The 17,131-nt window shown below is 47.6% G+C and carries 14 protein-coding genes; 7 read left to right on the forward strand and 7 right to left on the reverse strand.

Annotation, left to right across the window (positions count from 1 at the left end; genetic code table 11):
* Positions 1-281 precede the first annotated feature (281 nt).
* Positions 282-977, forward strand: coding sequence for a potassium channel family protein (locus NG792_RS01330; RefSeq protein WP_261234230.1), 696 nt, complete (start codon positions 282-284; stop codon positions 975-977).
* Between the two features lie 171 nt (positions 978-1,148).
* A complete protein-coding gene (locus NG792_RS01335) occupies positions 1,149-1,742 on the forward strand; it encodes a sulfite oxidase-like oxidoreductase (protein ID WP_261234231.1) in 594 nt (197 codons plus the stop codon).
* A 114-nt stretch (positions 1,743-1,856) separates the two neighbouring features.
* Here the strand turns inward: NG792_RS01335 and NG792_RS01340 are convergent, their stop codons facing one another.
* The 4 genes from NG792_RS01340 to NG792_RS01355 all read right to left on the reverse strand — a co-directional run bounded on the left by NG792_RS01340 (position 1,857) and on the right by NG792_RS01355 (position 5,578).
* Positions 1,857-3,236, reverse strand: coding sequence for an aldehyde dehydrogenase (locus tag NG792_RS01340; protein WP_261234232.1), 1,380 nt, complete (start codon positions 3,234-3,236; stop codon positions 1,857-1,859).
* A gap of 172 nt (positions 3,237-3,408) precedes the next feature.
* The gene (locus tag NG792_RS01345; protein ID WP_261234233.1) at positions 3,409-4,761 is read right to left on the reverse strand and encodes a hypothetical protein; all 1,353 of its coding nucleotides are present in this window, start codon (positions 4,759-4,761) and stop codon (positions 3,409-3,411) included.
* Positions 4,762-4,823: 62 nt separating this feature from the next.
* On the reverse strand, positions 4,824-4,946 hold the full coding sequence (locus NG792_RS01350) for a hypothetical protein (RefSeq protein WP_261234234.1): 123 nt from the start codon (positions 4,944-4,946) through the stop codon (positions 4,824-4,826).
* A gap of 47 nt (positions 4,947-4,993) precedes the next feature.
* On the reverse strand, positions 4,994-5,578 hold the full coding sequence (locus NG792_RS01355) for a Uma2 family endonuclease (protein ID WP_261234235.1): 585 nt from the start codon (positions 5,576-5,578) through the stop codon (positions 4,994-4,996).
* Between the two features lie 101 nt (positions 5,579-5,679).
* Between NG792_RS01355 and bchH the strand changes: the two genes are divergently transcribed.
* The 5 genes from bchH to NG792_RS01380 all read left to right on the forward strand — a co-directional run bounded on the left by bchH (position 5,680) and on the right by NG792_RS01380 (position 11,975).
* Complete coding sequence (bchH, locus tag NG792_RS01360) at positions 5,680-9,402, forward strand: magnesium chelatase subunit H (protein WP_261234236.1); 3,723 nt, start codon at positions 5,680-5,682, stop codon at positions 9,400-9,402.
* Between the two features lie 103 nt (positions 9,403-9,505).
* Complete coding sequence (locus NG792_RS01365) at positions 9,506-10,219, forward strand: response regulator (protein WP_261234237.1); 714 nt, start codon at positions 9,506-9,508, stop codon at positions 10,217-10,219.
* A 93-nt stretch (positions 10,220-10,312) separates the two neighbouring features.
* Positions 10,313-10,918, forward strand: a complete 606-nt coding sequence (locus NG792_RS01370) for a hypothetical protein (protein ID WP_261234238.1) — start codon at positions 10,313-10,315, stop codon at positions 10,916-10,918.
* Between the two features lie 114 nt (positions 10,919-11,032).
* A complete protein-coding gene (locus NG792_RS01375; protein WP_261234239.1) occupies positions 11,033-11,185 on the forward strand; it encodes a hypothetical protein in 153 nt (50 codons plus the stop codon).
* Positions 11,186-11,300: 115 nt separating this feature from the next.
* Positions 11,301-11,975 carry a lysozyme inhibitor LprI family protein gene (locus NG792_RS01380; RefSeq protein ID WP_261234240.1) on the forward strand — a complete coding sequence of 225 codons (675 nt, stop codon included), beginning with the start codon at positions 11,301-11,303 and terminating at the stop codon, positions 11,973-11,975.
* Between the two features lie 276 nt (positions 11,976-12,251).
* Here the strand turns inward: NG792_RS01380 and NG792_RS01385 are convergent, their stop codons facing one another.
* The 3 genes from NG792_RS01385 to NG792_RS01395 form a co-directional block, all read right to left on the reverse strand.
* Positions 12,252-15,389 carry a transglutaminase family protein gene (locus NG792_RS01385; protein ID WP_261234241.1) on the reverse strand — a complete coding sequence of 1,046 codons (3,138 nt, stop codon included), beginning with the start codon at positions 15,387-15,389 and terminating at the stop codon, positions 12,252-12,254.
* 59 nt (positions 15,390-15,448) lie between these two features.
* Positions 15,449-15,997, reverse strand: coding sequence for a zinc ribbon domain-containing protein (locus tag NG792_RS01390; protein ID WP_261200568.1), 549 nt, complete (start codon positions 15,995-15,997; stop codon positions 15,449-15,451).
* A gap of 516 nt (positions 15,998-16,513) precedes the next feature.
* Entirely contained in the window at positions 16,514-16,726 is a 213-nt protein-coding gene (locus NG792_RS01395) for a hypothetical protein (protein ID WP_261234242.1), read from the reverse strand.
* Positions 16,727-17,131 lie beyond the last annotated feature (405 nt).

Raw genomic sequence — 17,131 nt, forward strand, 5'->3', positions numbered from 1 at the left:
CATCCTCCCCATCCTCCCCATCCTCCCCATCTTCCCCATCCTCCCCATCCTCCCCATCTTCCCCATCCTCCCCATCTCCCCAATCTTTACATAAGTACAAATCTCCCCAGAAATTTGATACTCTAACAAAAGTAAATCATGCTCTTGCCGTCACAACCTCTCCGCTGAGGGGGCGCAATAGATTCCAGACTTGGTATTCTGAGGCAGTTGGCGGCACTCACGAATCAGATGGCATTTCTAGTGGCATCTGAATCCATTGATTCCAATCCAAGGTAGCACCTGTGAATCTATCCTCTTTGAATTTCTTTCGCAATCTGCGTTCAGACAATAAGCAATTTGCCGTGATCGGGTTAGGGCGTTTCGGTCGCGCGGTCTGTGATACCCTACACGGATTGGGCTATGAAGTGCTCGCCATTGACGTAGATGAGAAGAAAGTCACCCAAGCGGTGAGCGAACAATTTGCGGCACACGCATTGCAACTGGACACGACCGAACCCGCAGCCATTCACCAGGCAGGAATGACGGATTTCGATACGGTGATTGTCGCGATCGGGAATTTCTTGTCCGAGAGTATCATTACGACCCTTAACCTCAAAGAAGCTGGGGTAAAGCACGTCGTCGCGAAAGCTTCCTCGGAAATTCACATGAAAATGCTCAAAAAAGTAGGGGCCGATCATGTGGTGTTTCCAGAACGGGAAATGGGTTGTGCCTTAGCGCGTACAATCACGACTCCCAGTATCCTTGATCGCTTTGAACTCGACCCCGAACATAGCATCGTAGAAACTATTGTACCCCCTAACTTCCACGGCAAAACCATTGGTGAGCTGGAACTTCGCAATCGCTACGGTTTAAATGTCCTCGCCGTCAGCCAAGATGAAAAATTTGAGATCAATCCCCCCGCTAACCGGCGACTCCTAGGGGGAACGGTTATGGTCGTGATCGGATCAAATAAGTCGATTGATCGGTTAAGACCTTAAGAAAACTATCGGGGACAGGTAGCAGATTCGGTGTCTAGGACCCCAAAATAATTTTTGTAGAGATGCGATATTCCGCGTCTCTATATCTTTTCAACAGTTAGGAATATTCTGCGGGGAAGTTGAGGAATTAAACTATACTTAGAGCTTAGAAGTTATCAAAAAATCATTCTTATGTTGGGTAAATTCTTTAACAAACCCTCTGCCGAACTGGGCGATCGCGTTCCGCCTGGACAACATCTGGCTACGGGGTTTCCGGTGCTCACTTATGGTGATACGCCGCAAATTTCTCGCGATCGCTATTCCTTAAAAGTCTGGGGTCTGGTCGAACCTCAAACCTTTACCTGGGATGACCTCATGGCTATGCCTCAGCAGGAGTTTACCGCCGATTTTCACTGTGTCACCCGCTGGTCTAAACTGGATGTGAAGTGGAAGGGAATCAAAGTCCTAGATTTCATGAAGCACCTGACTATCGATCCGAAAGCAATTTGCATCATGGAACATTGCTATGGAGATTATACCACAAATATTGCGATCGAAGATTTCCTCCGGGAAGAAAATTTTTTCGCCCATACTCTATTTGATGAACCCCTGAGTCCGGAACATGGAGGCCCTCTCCGCCTCGTCGTCCCTCATCTTTACGCTTGGAAAAGTGCGAAATGGATTAACGGTTTAGAATTTTTAGCGGAAGAAGCATCGGGTTTTTGGGAACGCAATGGTTACCACCAGCGAGGAGAACCTTGGGCAGAAGAACGCTATAGTTACTAAGCGCATCCTGTTGCTAATTGTTGAACGTTACGACTTCAGTCGTGAGGTTGAACAGGAAGGAAAAAATAGCTGATTTCCTTCCTGTTTTCCCCTGTTGCCAATCTTCGGATTTTCTTACCCGCCGATGAAACGTTTGATAAAGTCCAACTTATTTTTATAAGGCGGGTAGCGGAAGTCTAAATCCAAGCGAAAAGACTTTTCTAACACACTTTTCCGATGAGAAAAGGTATCAAAACTGGCTTTACCATGATAAGCACCCATACCACTGTCACCAACGCCACCAAAGGGCAATTCAGAAACTCCTAGATGCATGATGGTATCGTTGAGGCAAACGCCACCAGAAGAGGTTTCTCTGAGGATTTTTTGCTGCTTTTGTTTATCGTTGGAAAAGAGATAAAGGGCGAGGGGTTTGGGTCGTTGGTTGATGAGTGCGATCGCCTCGTCTAGTTTGTCATATTCCAGAATTGGCAGAATTGGCCCAAAGATTTCCTCTTGCATAATCGGTGAGGTGAGGGAAACCCCATCGATAACGGTTGGCGCAATATAGCGATCGCCTGCATCGGTTTGACCCCCGACAATAATTTCTCCCTCCTGGAGTAACTCCCGTAGGCGATCGAATTGTTTGGCACTAATAATCCGCCCATAGTCCGGACTATTGGCCGGGTTTTGACCAAAAAATTCGGTAATGGTGCGTTTAATTCCTAGCAATAAATCTCCTTTAATCCGCCGATTCACCAAAAGATAATCTGGGGCTATACAAGTTTGACCGGCATTAATAAATTTTCCCCAAACAATCCGCTTGCAAGCGGTAGGCAGGTCAATATCTGTCTCCACAATACAAGGACTTTTTCCGCCGAGTTCTAAGGTAACCGGGGTGAGATGTTTTGCCGCCGCTTCCATGACAATTCGACCAATTTGAGTCCCGCCGGTAAAGAAAATGTGGTCAAATTTTTGGGATAATAAATCTTGGGAAGCCTCTACGCCGCCTTCCACTACAGCAATATAACTCGGGTCGAAGGTTTTGCGGATTAAATCGGCGACAAGGCGCGAGGTATGGGGAGAAATTTCCGAAGGTTTTAAAGTGACACAGTTCCCAGCAGCAATCGCCCCCAGTAAGGGAGAAATGGTCAACTGAAAGGGGTAATTCCAAGGGCTAATAATTAAGACTACCCCTAACGGATCGGGATAAATTCGCGCTACACTGGGGAACTGATCGAGGGGACGGGCAACGGTTTTAGGTTTGGCCCAGGATTTAATATGTTTGAGGACATAATTGACTTCTCGAATTACGCCGACTTCGGTTAAATACGCTTCAAGTTCAGACTTTCTAAGGTCTTTATTCAGGGCATCAATGACGAGTTCCTTGCTATCAATAACGGCTTGTTTAAGCCGTTCCAGTTGTTCGATGCGAAAGTTGATGTCTTTGGTTTTACCTGTGGCAAAGAATTGGCGTTGGGCCTCAATCAGGTCACTAATGCGGGATCCGGTAAGCATGAAGGATATCCTTAATTTATGGTAGAGGTGAACCTAGGGCGATCGCCCCTCTTCTATTGTAGAGACTCTTGGAAAGTTGCCCACCTCTAACCTCGATTCCAGATCGCTGGTAAAATGTGAGAATTATAAGTTACTGCTGTGATAGGCAAGAGCACTGACCATCTCGGGAGAGTTACAAGGGGGTTTTAGCTAGAGAATGGCGGGGCGGTGAGGAAGTGGAAAAAGGTTGTAACCCTTGACGGGACTGCTGAATGGCATGGTCTAAAGCTGCCTGATAGGCGGTGATTTTTTGTGCGACTAAGGGATGTTTACCATGAGTGGGAGGGACGGATTGGAGGAGGGCGATCGCTTCTTGCCATTGAGAGGCGATCGTATTCCAGTCATAGAGGGAAAAGGCTGATTTTGTGAGTTTGGTGGCACTTTCAGCGGTGGCGATCGCGCGGTCAAAGGGGTCGCTTTGCCTCACTTGTTGCCCTGCGTAAGCGAGATTGAGCTGGGATTCGGCTAACAGTTGTTCTGCCAAGGCACTTTGGGAATGGCTAGTAGGGACGTTTTTGAGATGAGCGATCGCCTTTTGCCACTCCCCCCTGACGGCCTCCCATTCCCCCATTGAATACGCCGTTTTTTCCAGCTTTCTGGCGCTTTCTACTTGGGCCACTGCCCGATTATAGGGGTCAAGCTGGGCAATTTGCTGATGGACCGCAGTGAGATAACTTTCATATTCTTTGATTTTGGGGGCGGCTAAGATTGCCTTGTCATCATCAGGGGAAATGCTCACCAAGAGGGCGATCGCCTGTTTCCACAACAGGGATACTTTCTCCCATTGTTCCATCGTTGAGGCGGTTTCAGCCCCTTGCTTGGCTTCCTCTGCTTTAGCAATTCCCTGATAAAAAGGGTGAAATTGTAAGAGTTGTTGTTTAGAGAACGTGAGATTTCTCTCATACTCCACCCGTTTTTGTTGGACGAGGGCATACTGAGGATAGGTGGGCGGGATGATTTGCAACTGCGTCACTGCGTCTTGCCAAGCCTGTACACCTTTGTTCCAGTCTCTTTTATGAAGGGCAACCCGGGTAATTTGTGAGGCTCGCCCTCCTTTAGTGAGGGCCGGTTTCAAGGGGTCTAAACGGTCAAATTGCTGGCGGGCATAAGTGAGATTTTTTTGATATTTCGGGATTCGTTGTTGGGCAAAATCCCAGTGATAATGTTCTATTGAGACAGTTTTTAAGCGGGCGATCGCCTCTAGCCAATGCTGTGCCACTCTATCCCACTCTTCCCATGTCCTCGCACTTTGGGTTAAATTAGCCGCTGTAGTTGCATGGGCGATTGCTTCCGAAACCGGGTCCGGATTCTCCTGGGCAGACGGGGAAATCGCCTCCGCAGAAGGTGCAGCAGTTGCCGTGAACAGGAGACGGTAATCACATCCGGCAACCATTACCGACAGAAGGGCGATCGTAATCGTGGGAAGGGATATCCCTAGGCAGGCGAGGGACAGGCCCTTAAATGGGGACAGACTTCGCAGTTGCATAACCTGATTGGAGTATAGAGACTGGGCGATCAACAGAGGCAATTCATGCTGTTTGTATCGTTTTAGCGCGATCGCATGGCGATCGGCCCACTCCCAGCAATTTTTATGCCTTTCGAGGTATATCGACCTCCCTCTCTAGGTGTTATAAATTTATGTTGGCGGCGATTACATCCATCTAAAGACATAAATTATAGCTATCCTGTCCCTCCAAGCAACGGGATGGGGACAGGGATTAAGGGGAAATAGCTGGAAATACCCGATTCAAATCCAAGATCACCCCTTCAACCCCAGGGATAGATGTTGTTTCATTCGGTAGCTTCACTTGCTTTTGCCGATAGTCAAAGGTTCCGCTTAATTTTTGATAAGGACTGGTATAAATTTCCAGTTGCTTTTCTAATAAATTGACAATCCAATAATCTGAAATTCCTGCTTCCGCATACAAGGGTAATTTCACCTGGCGATCGTAGTCTAAGGAAGAATCGGCAATTTCAATCACCAGCAAAATATCATCCGGCAGGGGATGATGGGAGAGGTAGTTATCCTCCCGGTTTCTGACTAGGGTAAAATCCGGTTCCGGTTCGCTATGATTGGGGAGAGTAATCGGGTCCTGACAGCGAATTTTAGCCTGACCTGACACCCGTAAAATCAGTTGTTCATTCAGGTTCATACAACAAACGGCATGAGGTTTTCCTTTTGGGACCATCTGGATTGCTTCTCCTTGGATTAATTCAGTGCGATCGCCTTCCGGGAAAAACCCCAGTTCGATGAGACGGTGATACTCGTCAATGGTAAAGCGTTTGGCTGTAGCTAGGGTCATAGGAGTGAGGGAGTTGACGACTATTGTTATTCTACCACAACCTTTCCTAATTTTGCCTGATTCCGCTACAATTAAACCAGTCAGATTAATCGGCTAAATTTATGAAACGAATTGTTTTAATTGCAGGATTTGAATCTTTTAATGCGGACTTGTACCGGCAGGCGGCACAGGTAGCAATTTCGCGCTGTCCTGAGTTGGATATTCGGGTCTTTAGTGACCGAGACCTCACCGCCAAACCGGACGAGGTAGCAACCGCACTTCAAAAAGCCGATGTCTTTTTTGCCAGTTTAATTTTTGACTATGATTGCGTCATTGGATTGCGGGAAAAAGTCCAACAAATTCCCATTCGCCTGGTTTTCGAGTCTGCCTTGGAACTGATGAGTTTAACTCAGTTAGGAAAATTTGCGATCGGGGACAAACCCAAAGGAATGCCGAAACCTGTGCAATTCATTCTGAGTAAGTTCTCTAGCGGCAGAGAAGAAGATAAACTCGCCGGATATATTAGTTTTCTCAAAACCGGACCCAAACTGCTTAAATATGTCCCGGTTCAAAAAGTACAGGATCTCCGCAATTGGCTGATTATTTATGGATATTGGAATGCTGGAGGTGCGGATAATGTTGCCGCAATGTGTTGGACTTTAGCCGAAAAATATCTGGGTTTAACGGTGGGGGATATTCCTCCCCCGGTAGAGACTCCTAATATGGGATTACTCCATCCTAACTATTCGGGATATTTTGAATCTCCCCGCCAATATTTGAATTGGTATCGCACTCAAACTCTCTCCTTTGAGAGTCCCGTGGTGGGAATTCTCCTCTATCGCAAGCACGTCATTACTAAGCAAGCTTACATTCACCAATTAATTCGCCACTTTGAACAAGCGGGGTTAATTCCTCTGCCGATTTTTATTAATGGCGTTGAGGGTCATGTTGCTGTTCGAGATTGGATGACTTCCGCTGATGAAACCCAGCAACGACAGCAGGGAAAGAATCCAACTCGGTCCTTATCTGCTGAAGCAGTCGAAGTGGATGCCATTGTTTCTACTATTGGATTTCCCTTAGTAGGAGGTCCGGCAGGTTCAATGGAAGCGGGACGACAAATTGAGGTTGCCAAAGGTATTTTATCCGCTAAAAATCTGCCTTATTTTATCGCAGCACCGTTATTAATTCAAGATATTCATTCCTGGACTCGCCAAGGGATTGGGGGATTGCAAAGTGTGGTTTTATATGCCTTACCGGAACTCGATGGGGCGATCGATACTGTTCCCCTCGGCGGTTTAGTCGGGGAAGACATCTATCTCATTCCTGAACGAGTCAAGCGGTTAACGGGAAGGATTAAATCCTGGATTGAATTGCGAAAAATACCCCCAGCAGACCGAAAAATTGCGATTATTTTATATGGATTTCCCCCGGGTTATGGTGCAACGGGAACCGCTGCCTTACTGAATGTCCCTCGAAGTCTTCTCAACTTCCTGCAATCCCTCAAAGATAAGGGTTATACGGTAGGGGATTTACCTGGAGATGGGGAAGAGTTAATCCGACGGGTTAAGGTTGCCGATGAGTCACCGATGGAGACTAAATTAACGCGATCGCAAGGCATCATTCCGACTAAAGTCAATGTCAAAACCCTGGATAAATGGTTGGGATATCTCCTCACTCGTCGGATTGAGAAGCAATGGAAATCTCTCACCGATACCGGCATCAAAACCTACGGCGATGAGTATGCGATCGGTGGAATTCGTTTGGGAAATATTTGGATTGGGGTACAAGCGCCTCTCGGCATTTCCGGGGACCCTATGCGGTTAATGTTTGAACGGGATATGACCCCTCATCCTCAGTATGCCGCCTTCTATAAATGGCTGCAACATGATTTTAAGGCCCAGGCATTGGTTCATTTTGGAATGCATGGAACCGTGGAATGGTTGCCGGGTTCTCCCTTGGGAAATACGGGATATTCTTGGCCGGATGTTCTGTTAGGAAATCTGCCAAATCTCTATATTTATGCCGCGAATAATCCATCAGAATCGATATTAGCCAAGCGGCGGGGATATGGGGTATTAATTTCCCATAATGTGCCGCCTTACGGTCGGGCGGGATTGTACAAAGAAATGGTTTCCCTGCGGGAATTGATTGGAGAATATCGAGAAGATCAGGCGAAAAATTCCGCGTTACGAGAGGCGATCGCCAAAAAAATTGTTGATATTGGCCTAGAAATGGACTGTCCCTTTGCCGAAGCCAAAAAATTAGGCATTGACTTCACTCCAGAAACAGCACGAATGTTTAGTTCCGAGGTTTTAAACGCTTATTTTATCACCATTTATGACTATTTACAAGTGGTGGAACAACGGTTATTTTCCTCCGGACTGCATACCCTGGGAGAAAGCCCCAATCCAGCCGCATTAAAATCTTATCTCGATGCTTATTTTGACCAAGACTTTGACGAAGAACTCGTAGAAGAACTCACCACCAGCAACTACCCAGAATCCCTCTCTAAACTCATCCCCAATCCCGAGGAAGCGGTGCAAATTTGCCAATTATTAAGGCAAACTCCTGATGAAATGACCAACCTCCTGCGCGGTTTAAATGGGGAATATATTCCCCCTGCACCCGGTGGGGATTTATTGCGCGATGGACCGGGAGTTTTACCCACAGGACGGAATATTCATGCCTTAGACCCCTATCGAATGCCTTCCCCTGCGGCCTACAGCCGAGGGCGAGAAATTGCTCAAAAAATCATCGCCCAACATCTGGAAGAAACGGGCAAATATCCGGAAACTGTTGCGGTTATGTTATGGGGATTAGACATTATTAAAACCCGGGGAGAATCTCTAGCCATTTTGTTAGAATTAGTCGGGGCAGAACCCCTCAAAGAAGGAACCGGACGGATTGTCCGCTATGAACTCCAACCCTTAGACCAAGTAGGACATCCGCGCATCGATATTTTAGCCAATCTCTCCGGCATCTTTCGTGATAGCTTCGTCAACATTATCGACCTGCTGGATGACTTGTTTTTACGCGCTGCTGAAGCAGATGAACCCCAAGAACAAAACTTTATCCGAAAACACGCTGTAGCTTTAAAATACCAGGGAATCGAGAATGTTTCCGCCCGCTTATTTTCTAACCCTGCCGGAGATTTTGGGTCTTTAGTCAATGACCAAGTTATCGAAAGTAGCTGGGACTCCGGAGATGAATTAGCCCAAACCTGGCAAAGTCGCAATGTGTTTAGTTATGGAAGAAAAGACAAAGGAAAAGCGCGTCCGGAGGTGTTGCAACAGTTACTTAAAACCAGCGATCGCATTGTCCAAGAAATCGATTCCGTGGAATATGGACTCACGGATATTCAGGAATATTATGCCAACACCGGCGGATTAAAACGCGCTGCCGAAACCCAAAGCGGCAAAAAAGTCACCGCCAGCTTAATTGAAAGTTTCTCCAAAGATACCACCCCCCGCAAATTGGAAGACCTGTTACGCTTAGAATATCGCACTAAACTCCTGAATCCCAAATGGGCGGAATCAATGGCAAACCAAGGGTCTGGTGGCGCGTATGAAATCTCCCAACGCATGACAGCCTTAATCGGATGGGGAGGGACTGTTGATTTTAAAGATAATTGGGTTTATGATGGAGCCTCAGAAACCTACGCTTTGGACCCAGAAATGGCAGAAAAACTGCGGAAAGCTAATCCCGAAGCGTTCCGCAATATAGTAGGCAGAATGCTAGAAGCACACGGACGGGGTTTTTGGAATGCTGATCCAGATAAATTAGAAAAACTGCAAGCATTGTACAGTTTAACCGAGGATGAAATGGAAGGCGTGGCAATGGAGTAAAATGAATCAAGACTCGGGGAGAGAATAACCTTCTTCCCGAGTCTGGAGTGATACAATAGGTCTAAAAATGTAGACCCGCTTTTGATTTAGCTTTAGATGAATCATGAAATTTGATATAATCAAGGAAGTTTTTAATGGAATCATTTCCCTCATTGAGGCCGTAATCTGGCCTGCTTTTGCGGTATTTTTCGTAGTTTACTTTGGAGACTCTTTAAAAAAACTCATCAATACTATCAGTCAATTCACCTTAAAAGCAGGGCCAGCGGGAGTGGAGGCGAGTCTTACCCGACAACTGGAGTCAGCGGCGATGCTAGGTGCAGCATCCGAACACAAGAAATCCAGTCAAGAGTCCTCAAATAACGGTAAAAATGCCGATACAAATCAGGAATCTCGAAAAATTATTCAGGCGATCGAGCGCGTTTCTGACCCTAAGATATCTGAGGAATTGCTGACTAAAAAGGTGCTGTGGGTTGATGATTGCTTGGAAGAAAATACTTATGAGCAAAAAGCCTTAGAAGTCTTAGGGGTTCAATGTAGTTTTTCTCGGAATACAGAAGATGCGATCGCCAAGATAAAAGCTAGTCCCTATCATGCAGTCATCTCAGATATCGAACGTCCCCCGGACGATCGCGCCGGTTACACCTTGCTCGAAGAAATGCGGCGATCGGGCTATTATATGCCCTATATCCTCTACGATCGCAGCATCCTCCCGGAACACAAAAGGGAAGCGCAGCGACTAGGCGCAAATGGTTGTACCACCCAACCCACAGAACTCTTTGAAACCATCATTTCCGCCTTAGTCGGTGTTCGCAATTAACCCAGGCGATCGCATTCCCTAAACCACCCGCTAAATTCTGCTAGAATGCAGTCAGGTTTTATTGAAAGTTACCCAAAATCTATGATAAAATCCGTGACTAAACCCAGCCGCAAGTTCCAACATCTAGGCTCTGCTTTCCTCCTGAGTCTCCTCAGTTTATTCCATGCCGATCGCCCCTTACAGTCCCAATCCATCGCCCTCTCTCCCGAATCCCAATCGGCATTAGCGGCCCTTAATATTCCCGTAGCTGTTCCCACCTACATCCCCGAGGGATTTACCCTTTCTCAAATTAAAATTAACCTTTGTTCCTCCGATATTCCCCAGGGCGGGGAATGTAGAGAAGGCTCATCCTATGAAATAATCTATCGGAATGCGGACAATGCCTGTGTGATGATTGATGCTATTGGGGGAGGACTAGGGGGCCCCGATAGTGAGTTCCATTACTCTATTGAAACCCCGCTTTTAGGAAAAGTAGAAATTGGATTTGGTGAAATTCCTGGGGATAGAAATACACCCACCCCTGAACAATTAACAAATCCCCAATCCAGGTTATATAGTTTTCCGGCCAAAGCGACATCAACTTCCTCTCCTTATTATGCTGTGCGAGTTCCAGAAAACCGTTATGCCTGTGGCAGCAATACCCGAATTTCTCCTCTGGAAGTCGAAAGAATTCTTCAGTCCTTGGTTTTGTTGGAATAAGGGTTTAACGGAAAAATGGCGATTATATTTTAAAAAATCGCCATTTTTCCAGATTACCAGGGATTACCAATTGTGATAAATCCGGACCAAAACTAAGGATGGGAAAGGTCCCTGATGCTCAGGTGTGCGAGTTCCAGTGGCAAGGCGATCGCCCCATTAGAACCTACCCATTCTCCGTTGTCAAATCGGACTTCCCCGCGCAAGAGTTGCCGTTGGGTTCGCCGGAATCTTTCCGAATCAGGATGTGTGCTGGGGTTTACAACTTAGAAAAAGTTGGTATAATAACGGTAAGTAGTAAATAAATTTTATAGGGTGGCGGTTCAGTTTCAGGGACAAAGACTCGGGGTCCTATTCACAATAAAATAAGGAGACTTAACGCAACATGAAAGCTATAACTCTGGCTCAACTTTGGCCCTGGTTGAGAGGATTGGGGCTAGTGGGATTGATGACGATCGCCCCTGGGTGGCATCAATCCAGTGCAGTTGCTCAACCCCGACTCAATTGCGACAATCCCCAAAGTCAAAACGACATGAATGCTTGTGCAAGACAACGGTGGGAAGCAACGGATCGCGAACTCAATCGAATTTATCAAACGCTCGTCCCGCAACTCTCCAACAGCAGGCGGCAACAATTAGTCACGGCACAACGAGCTTGGATTACTTTTCGCGATGCTGAATGCAGCTTTTACAGCAGTATAGCCGAAGGTGGATCGATGCAACCGATGCTGCGATCGGGCTGTTTAGCGAATTTAACTGAAATTAGAAATTCTGAGCTTTATCAGTACCGTCGGGGCCAAATTCCCCCAGCGCAAGGGCAAAGTTATCAAAGTGCAGATAACCGCTTAAACGCGGTTTATCAGCAGGTGATGCGGCAACTTTCTGGGAACCGCAAAGAACAGTTAAGGACGGCACAATTGGATTGGATTCAATATCGCGATTCACTCTGTGAATTTGAGCGCAGTGGTGGCGGGAATGCGGGGTTTAATATCTGTCAAATTCGCCTGACTGAAGTAAGAACGGAGCAGTTATCATCTCACTTAGAAGAGAGTAATTTGTAACAGTTGAGGGGGTTGGGTAACAGGTTTTTAGGGATTTACGACTGGAGAAATTAGGCGATTTCCCAGTCATTTTTATATTTTTTATCAATCCCAGGTGAGACTATATTTGATTAAGCTATTAGGCGGCAGAGCCATGACACGAGAGGGGGTTTTTCCGGTCCCCTCCCCTTAGCAAGGGGAGGGTTAGGGTGGGGTTCCCCAGAGGCACTTCCGGTCCCCTCCCCTGATTCTTGGGGAGGGTTAGGGTGGGGTTCCCCGCCTCACCCCCAGTCTTTCCTATACCCTCCGCAAATCCAAGGTGAGAGGATATTCCCGACTGGGTAAAACCGATCGCAACTCAATCTCGCCGGGAGTATGTCCCAAGGGAACAAAGCGGGTGATCAGGCGGCTGTGAGCTTCTCGGGAGTTGAGGGGGAAGCTGTTCCAGTCTACACCCCCCGGATGTTCGGCGTAGTAAGTACAGCCTCCGAGCGATCGCCTCTGCCAAGTATCCACAATATCAAAGACTAAGGGAACATGAGGGTCGATCGCCGGATGTAATCCCGCTGCTACTTTGCGGGCACGATATCGCACTCCTGCTACACATTCTCCGGCTGTATCGGTCCCTTGTAATGGCAGGGGATAGCCGTTACAGGTAACAATGTGCCGTCCTGGGGTAGCGTTCCTCAAGAGGACCTGGATCCGCTCCATTGAGGAGTCTACATAACGAGCTGTGCCTGTGGTTGTGGCTTCTTCTCCTAGCACATACCAGGGTTCGATCGCCCGTCGCAGTTCCAGTTGTACCCCCTCGCGGACGATCGCCCCATAGCGAGGAAACCGAAACTCTAAAAATGGTTCAAACCACTCCCACTCAAAGGGATAACCCCTATCGGTTAACTCCCGTAGGATATCTCGAAAATCCACCGCAATGTAATACGGCAATAAAAAGCGATCGTGTAAAATTGTCCCCCATCGCACCAAATTTCCGGTGTAGGGTTGTTGCCAAAAGCGGGCAACTAGGGCGCGAATCAGTAAGCCCAGAACCACTGCCATGCGCGGGTGAGGGGGCATTTCAAAGCCGCGTAGTTCGAGCAATCCCAGTTGATTTTTCCAATTTTCCACCGGATACAGTTTATCAATGCAAAACTCACTGCGATGAGTGTTGCCGGTGACGTCGATTAGGAGGTTCCGTAACAAGCGATCGATGACGTTGGGGGGAATGTCGGTTTTGGGGACTAAATGTGCGAGAGCGATTTCTAGTTCATATAAATTTTCAAAACGCCCTTCATCGACTCTCGGGGATTGGCTGGTGGCCCCGATAAATAAGCCGGAAAAGAGGTAAGATAAGCTGGGATGATGCTGCCAGTAAGTGATTAAACTCCGCAGTAAGTCTGGACGACGGAGTAAGGGACTTTCCTCTAGGCTAGGACCGCCCAAGGTGATGTGAGACCCGCCTCCGGTGCCGATCCGGAGTCCATCTTTGGTATATTTTTCCGCATCTAGGCGGCTGAGTCGGGCTTCTTCGTAGAGGCAGGTTGTAGTTTCTACCAATTCTTGCCAATTAGCGGCAGGATGCAGATTAACCTCAATGACGCCGGGGTCAGGGGTGATTTGAAAGCCTTGCAGACGCCGATCGCTGGGTGGGGTAAATCCTTCAATGTGGATGGCATAGCCGGTTTCAACAGCAGCATCTTCGAGGGAGGCGATCGCATCTAGGTAGTTTTCGGCGGCACTAATTGGCGGCATGAAACAGTATAATTTTCCCTGTCGCATTTCCACACATAAAGCGACTTTAACGCTGTTGATGACATTTACCCGGTAAAGCTTCTCACGTTGCCGGTTGCGGACTCGGGCAAAGATATCTTCAAACGGGTGAAAACTATCCTCGGGATTGACTTCTGTTTCGGTTTGTACTTCTTCCGCTGCCCAATTCATCGCACTTAGGGGTAAACGAAAGCCAGCGGGAGAATCTCCAGCAATTAAGCAGAGGCGATCGCCGGGAGGATGCCAAGGACAAGTTACCCAGCCCTCTCTCTCCTCACTTTTAGTCCAAATTAAGGGTAAAACATAAGCACAGAGGTCTTTTTCTGGATTTTTATCATAAGCAGCGATTACACAGTTCGTATCCACCCCTAGCCGTTGGGCGACTGCGGTAATAAAAATTTTGGCATCTTTTGCCGTATAATTTGTATCTCGGGTTTCCGGAAGGGGACTGTGCCAAATCGGAACCCCATCCTTGCGCCAATAACAGCCTAATGCCCAGCGGGGTAAGGGTTCCCCGGGATACCACTTGCCTTGACCCTCATGCAAAAGTCCCCCAGGGGCGAAGCGTTGGCGTAGTTGGCAGAGCAACACCTCCGCTAATCGGCGTTTTTCTTCCCCGAGTGCGCCGGTGTGCCATTGAGCGGACTCACGATCGTCCTGGGAAACAAAGGTAGGTTCTCCCCCCATTGTTAATCGCACATCAGCGGCTTGTAACTGCGCCTCGACTGCCTCACCTAACTGGGTGATGGCTTGCCACTGTTCCTCGGTATAAGGCTGGGTCATCCTCGGTTGTTCTTCAATTCGGGTTACGGTGACTGAATAGGTTAACTCGCTCTCACAAGGGCCGATTGAGCCGGTGACGGGTTCGGCATTGGTAGGGTCAGCAGCAGCGGCGAGGGGTATATGTCCCTCGGCTGTTAGCATTCCCGAGGTGGGGTCGAGTCCAATCCATCCAGCCCCGGGGAGATATACTTCTGCCCAAGCGTGCAAATCTGCTTTATCTGTCTCGGGTCCGGCAGGACCTGCTAAGGGGGTTTCATCGGGTTTGAGTTGGATTAAATAGCCGGAAACAAAGCGCGCTGCCAACCCCAAATGCCGTAGAATTTGGATTAAAAGCCAAGCGGTATCGCGACAGGAACCGAGGCGTTTGTAGAGGGTTTCTTCACAAGTTTGAATGCCCGGTTCAAATCGGACGGTATAGGCGATATCCTGTTGCAGTTTTTGATTAAGGTTGCTAATAAAGGTGGTGATGAAGGGGTTAGATTTTTCTAATTGATTAAGCCATTCGGTTAATAAGGGTCCCGATTCTTGAATTTGCAAACAGGGTTGCAGTTCAGCGGCGAGTTGTGCGTCGTAGGTAAAGGGGTAGGAACTGGCATAGTCTTCTACTAAAAAATCAAAGGGATTGATGGGATGAAGTTGGGCAATTAAATCCACCTGAAGCAGGAGATGACTGCTCTTTTCGGGGAAGTTAACTCGCGCCATAAAATCACCGCCCACCCCTTGCCGCCAATAGAGGGAATGATTCTCTGGCTGAATTTTTAAGGCATAACTATGAATCGGGGTGCGGCAATGAGGGGCGGGGCGTAAACGCAGGATATGGGGACCCAAAACCGCAGGGCGATCGAAGCGGTAAATTTTTTGATGGTTGAGGGCAACTTTAACAGACATTTAGGGTGAGGCAGCAACAGTGCAGTTTAAAACAGTGGGGGAATTAAGGGGGCGATCGCCTACGATAACCGATCGCCACAATTCGCACAAAAGCGGTCATTTTCTTTCACCGGCGCACCGCATTGGGGACAGAAATTTTGCCGGTATGATGGCGTAGATTCTCCCATACTCATGGACATATTTCCCATCCGCATTTCCATCGGATTCATGCGCATTTCCATATCCCCCATTTTCATCGGTTTTATGGGTTCCATTGGTTTTATGGGTTCCATTGGTTTCATGGGTTCCATTGTCGCCCTTGGGGGGGTTTCTGTAGCTTGCATGGCGATCACTTCAGCACTCTCCAAATTTGGGGCTGTGGCGATCGCACTCAGGGAGGACCCTTGCAACTGCACATAATGCGGACCGCGATCGCTTTCTACTCGCAAAATAAAGCCCCCAGCATTGCGATATAAAATTGGGAGGGCAGTCCATTTTCCCGTTGAAAATCCACTACTTGATTGTTGCTGTTGACCCGCCTGAGTCCCAGTGAGAGTCACAATCGTTTGATTGTCCTGATTATCAATAAAAACCTGCTGGCCGTTACCCAGGTTACACAGATATGCCATAACCGAGCCTCAAACGTTATTAAACGAGGATCTTTTCTAGTTTAGGATAGTTTGGGGCAGAAACGACGATTAAACCCGAAACGAAACAAATTGAAATTAAATCCAGGATTATTTCATAAACAACTCCCCAAATTTTAAGCTTCCGCTGGGTTCTATCGCAGAACCCGTCCCTGGTGCTATTGCCATTGAACCCGGGTAAGAGTTCAGAGGGCCAGGGACGGGTTTCTCCCTATCAAGAAACTGTGACAAAATGGGGAATAGTTTCCCTGAAGAGTTGCCCGACATCAAGAATCGGTGACAAACTGGGGGGCTTGAGAGAGTTCAGAGCAAGTCTAATAAAAGTACCGTGAAACTGACCTGAGTCGGGACCCCTGTCATGGCAACACCCGTGACCGAATCGGCGGGCTTTATGAGGGTTGAACAGGTCATCAGGTAACTAACATCAACAGTTTGTTTAAATATAAAGGAAAAAGCCCGGTCAATTCTTTAACAGCTATCGTTTCTGGGGCTGATTTTTCAATCTACAACTTTAATTGAACCCCGATGTAATCCCTGATAAATTTTCTCCACTAAGTCTTGTTCTCGTTCTCCGACATAACTGCCGCAGAGGAGGCGCATCAATTGGGATTGATCTTGACGGCTAATTCGACGAGAATTCAGAATTTTTTCCGTCAGTTCGCCTATGGTAGATTCTGACGATCGCTCAGAGACGGACATAAGTATAATCACGGTTAAATTACAGTTTCTTACTTCTCTAATTTATGTGTTTTTCCCCTTGACGGGTGTGATATTCTTGGTGTAATAGGGCGATCGAGATCGATAAGCCGGAGTGATAAGAGTCACTAAAAGCCGTGACTATCAAGGGGTTGCGGCATTATCAGTGCATCACCACCCTCCCCTTCCGGGCGGTTCCCACAACAGGCGATCGCAGTCCCACCCTTTTCCCCGTTTTGTCAAGTGGGTGAAAACTACAGAATCTGACTTCCATAAAATAGAGGTCGAGACTTCCCCTACCTCTTAAATTACATCAAGAGAACCCCCTAGCTCAACCTGCCGCCCCTAAATAGTTTGAGGCGCCGTCTCCCTTGCCGGTAGAGGTGGGGAAACTGCGCCTCAAGAGGTTATCCTATCCTG

The organism is Laspinema olomoucense D3b (assembly GCF_025370785.1).
GTDB lineage: Bacteria > Cyanobacteriota > Cyanobacteriia > Cyanobacteriales > Laspinemataceae > Laspinema > Laspinema olomoucense.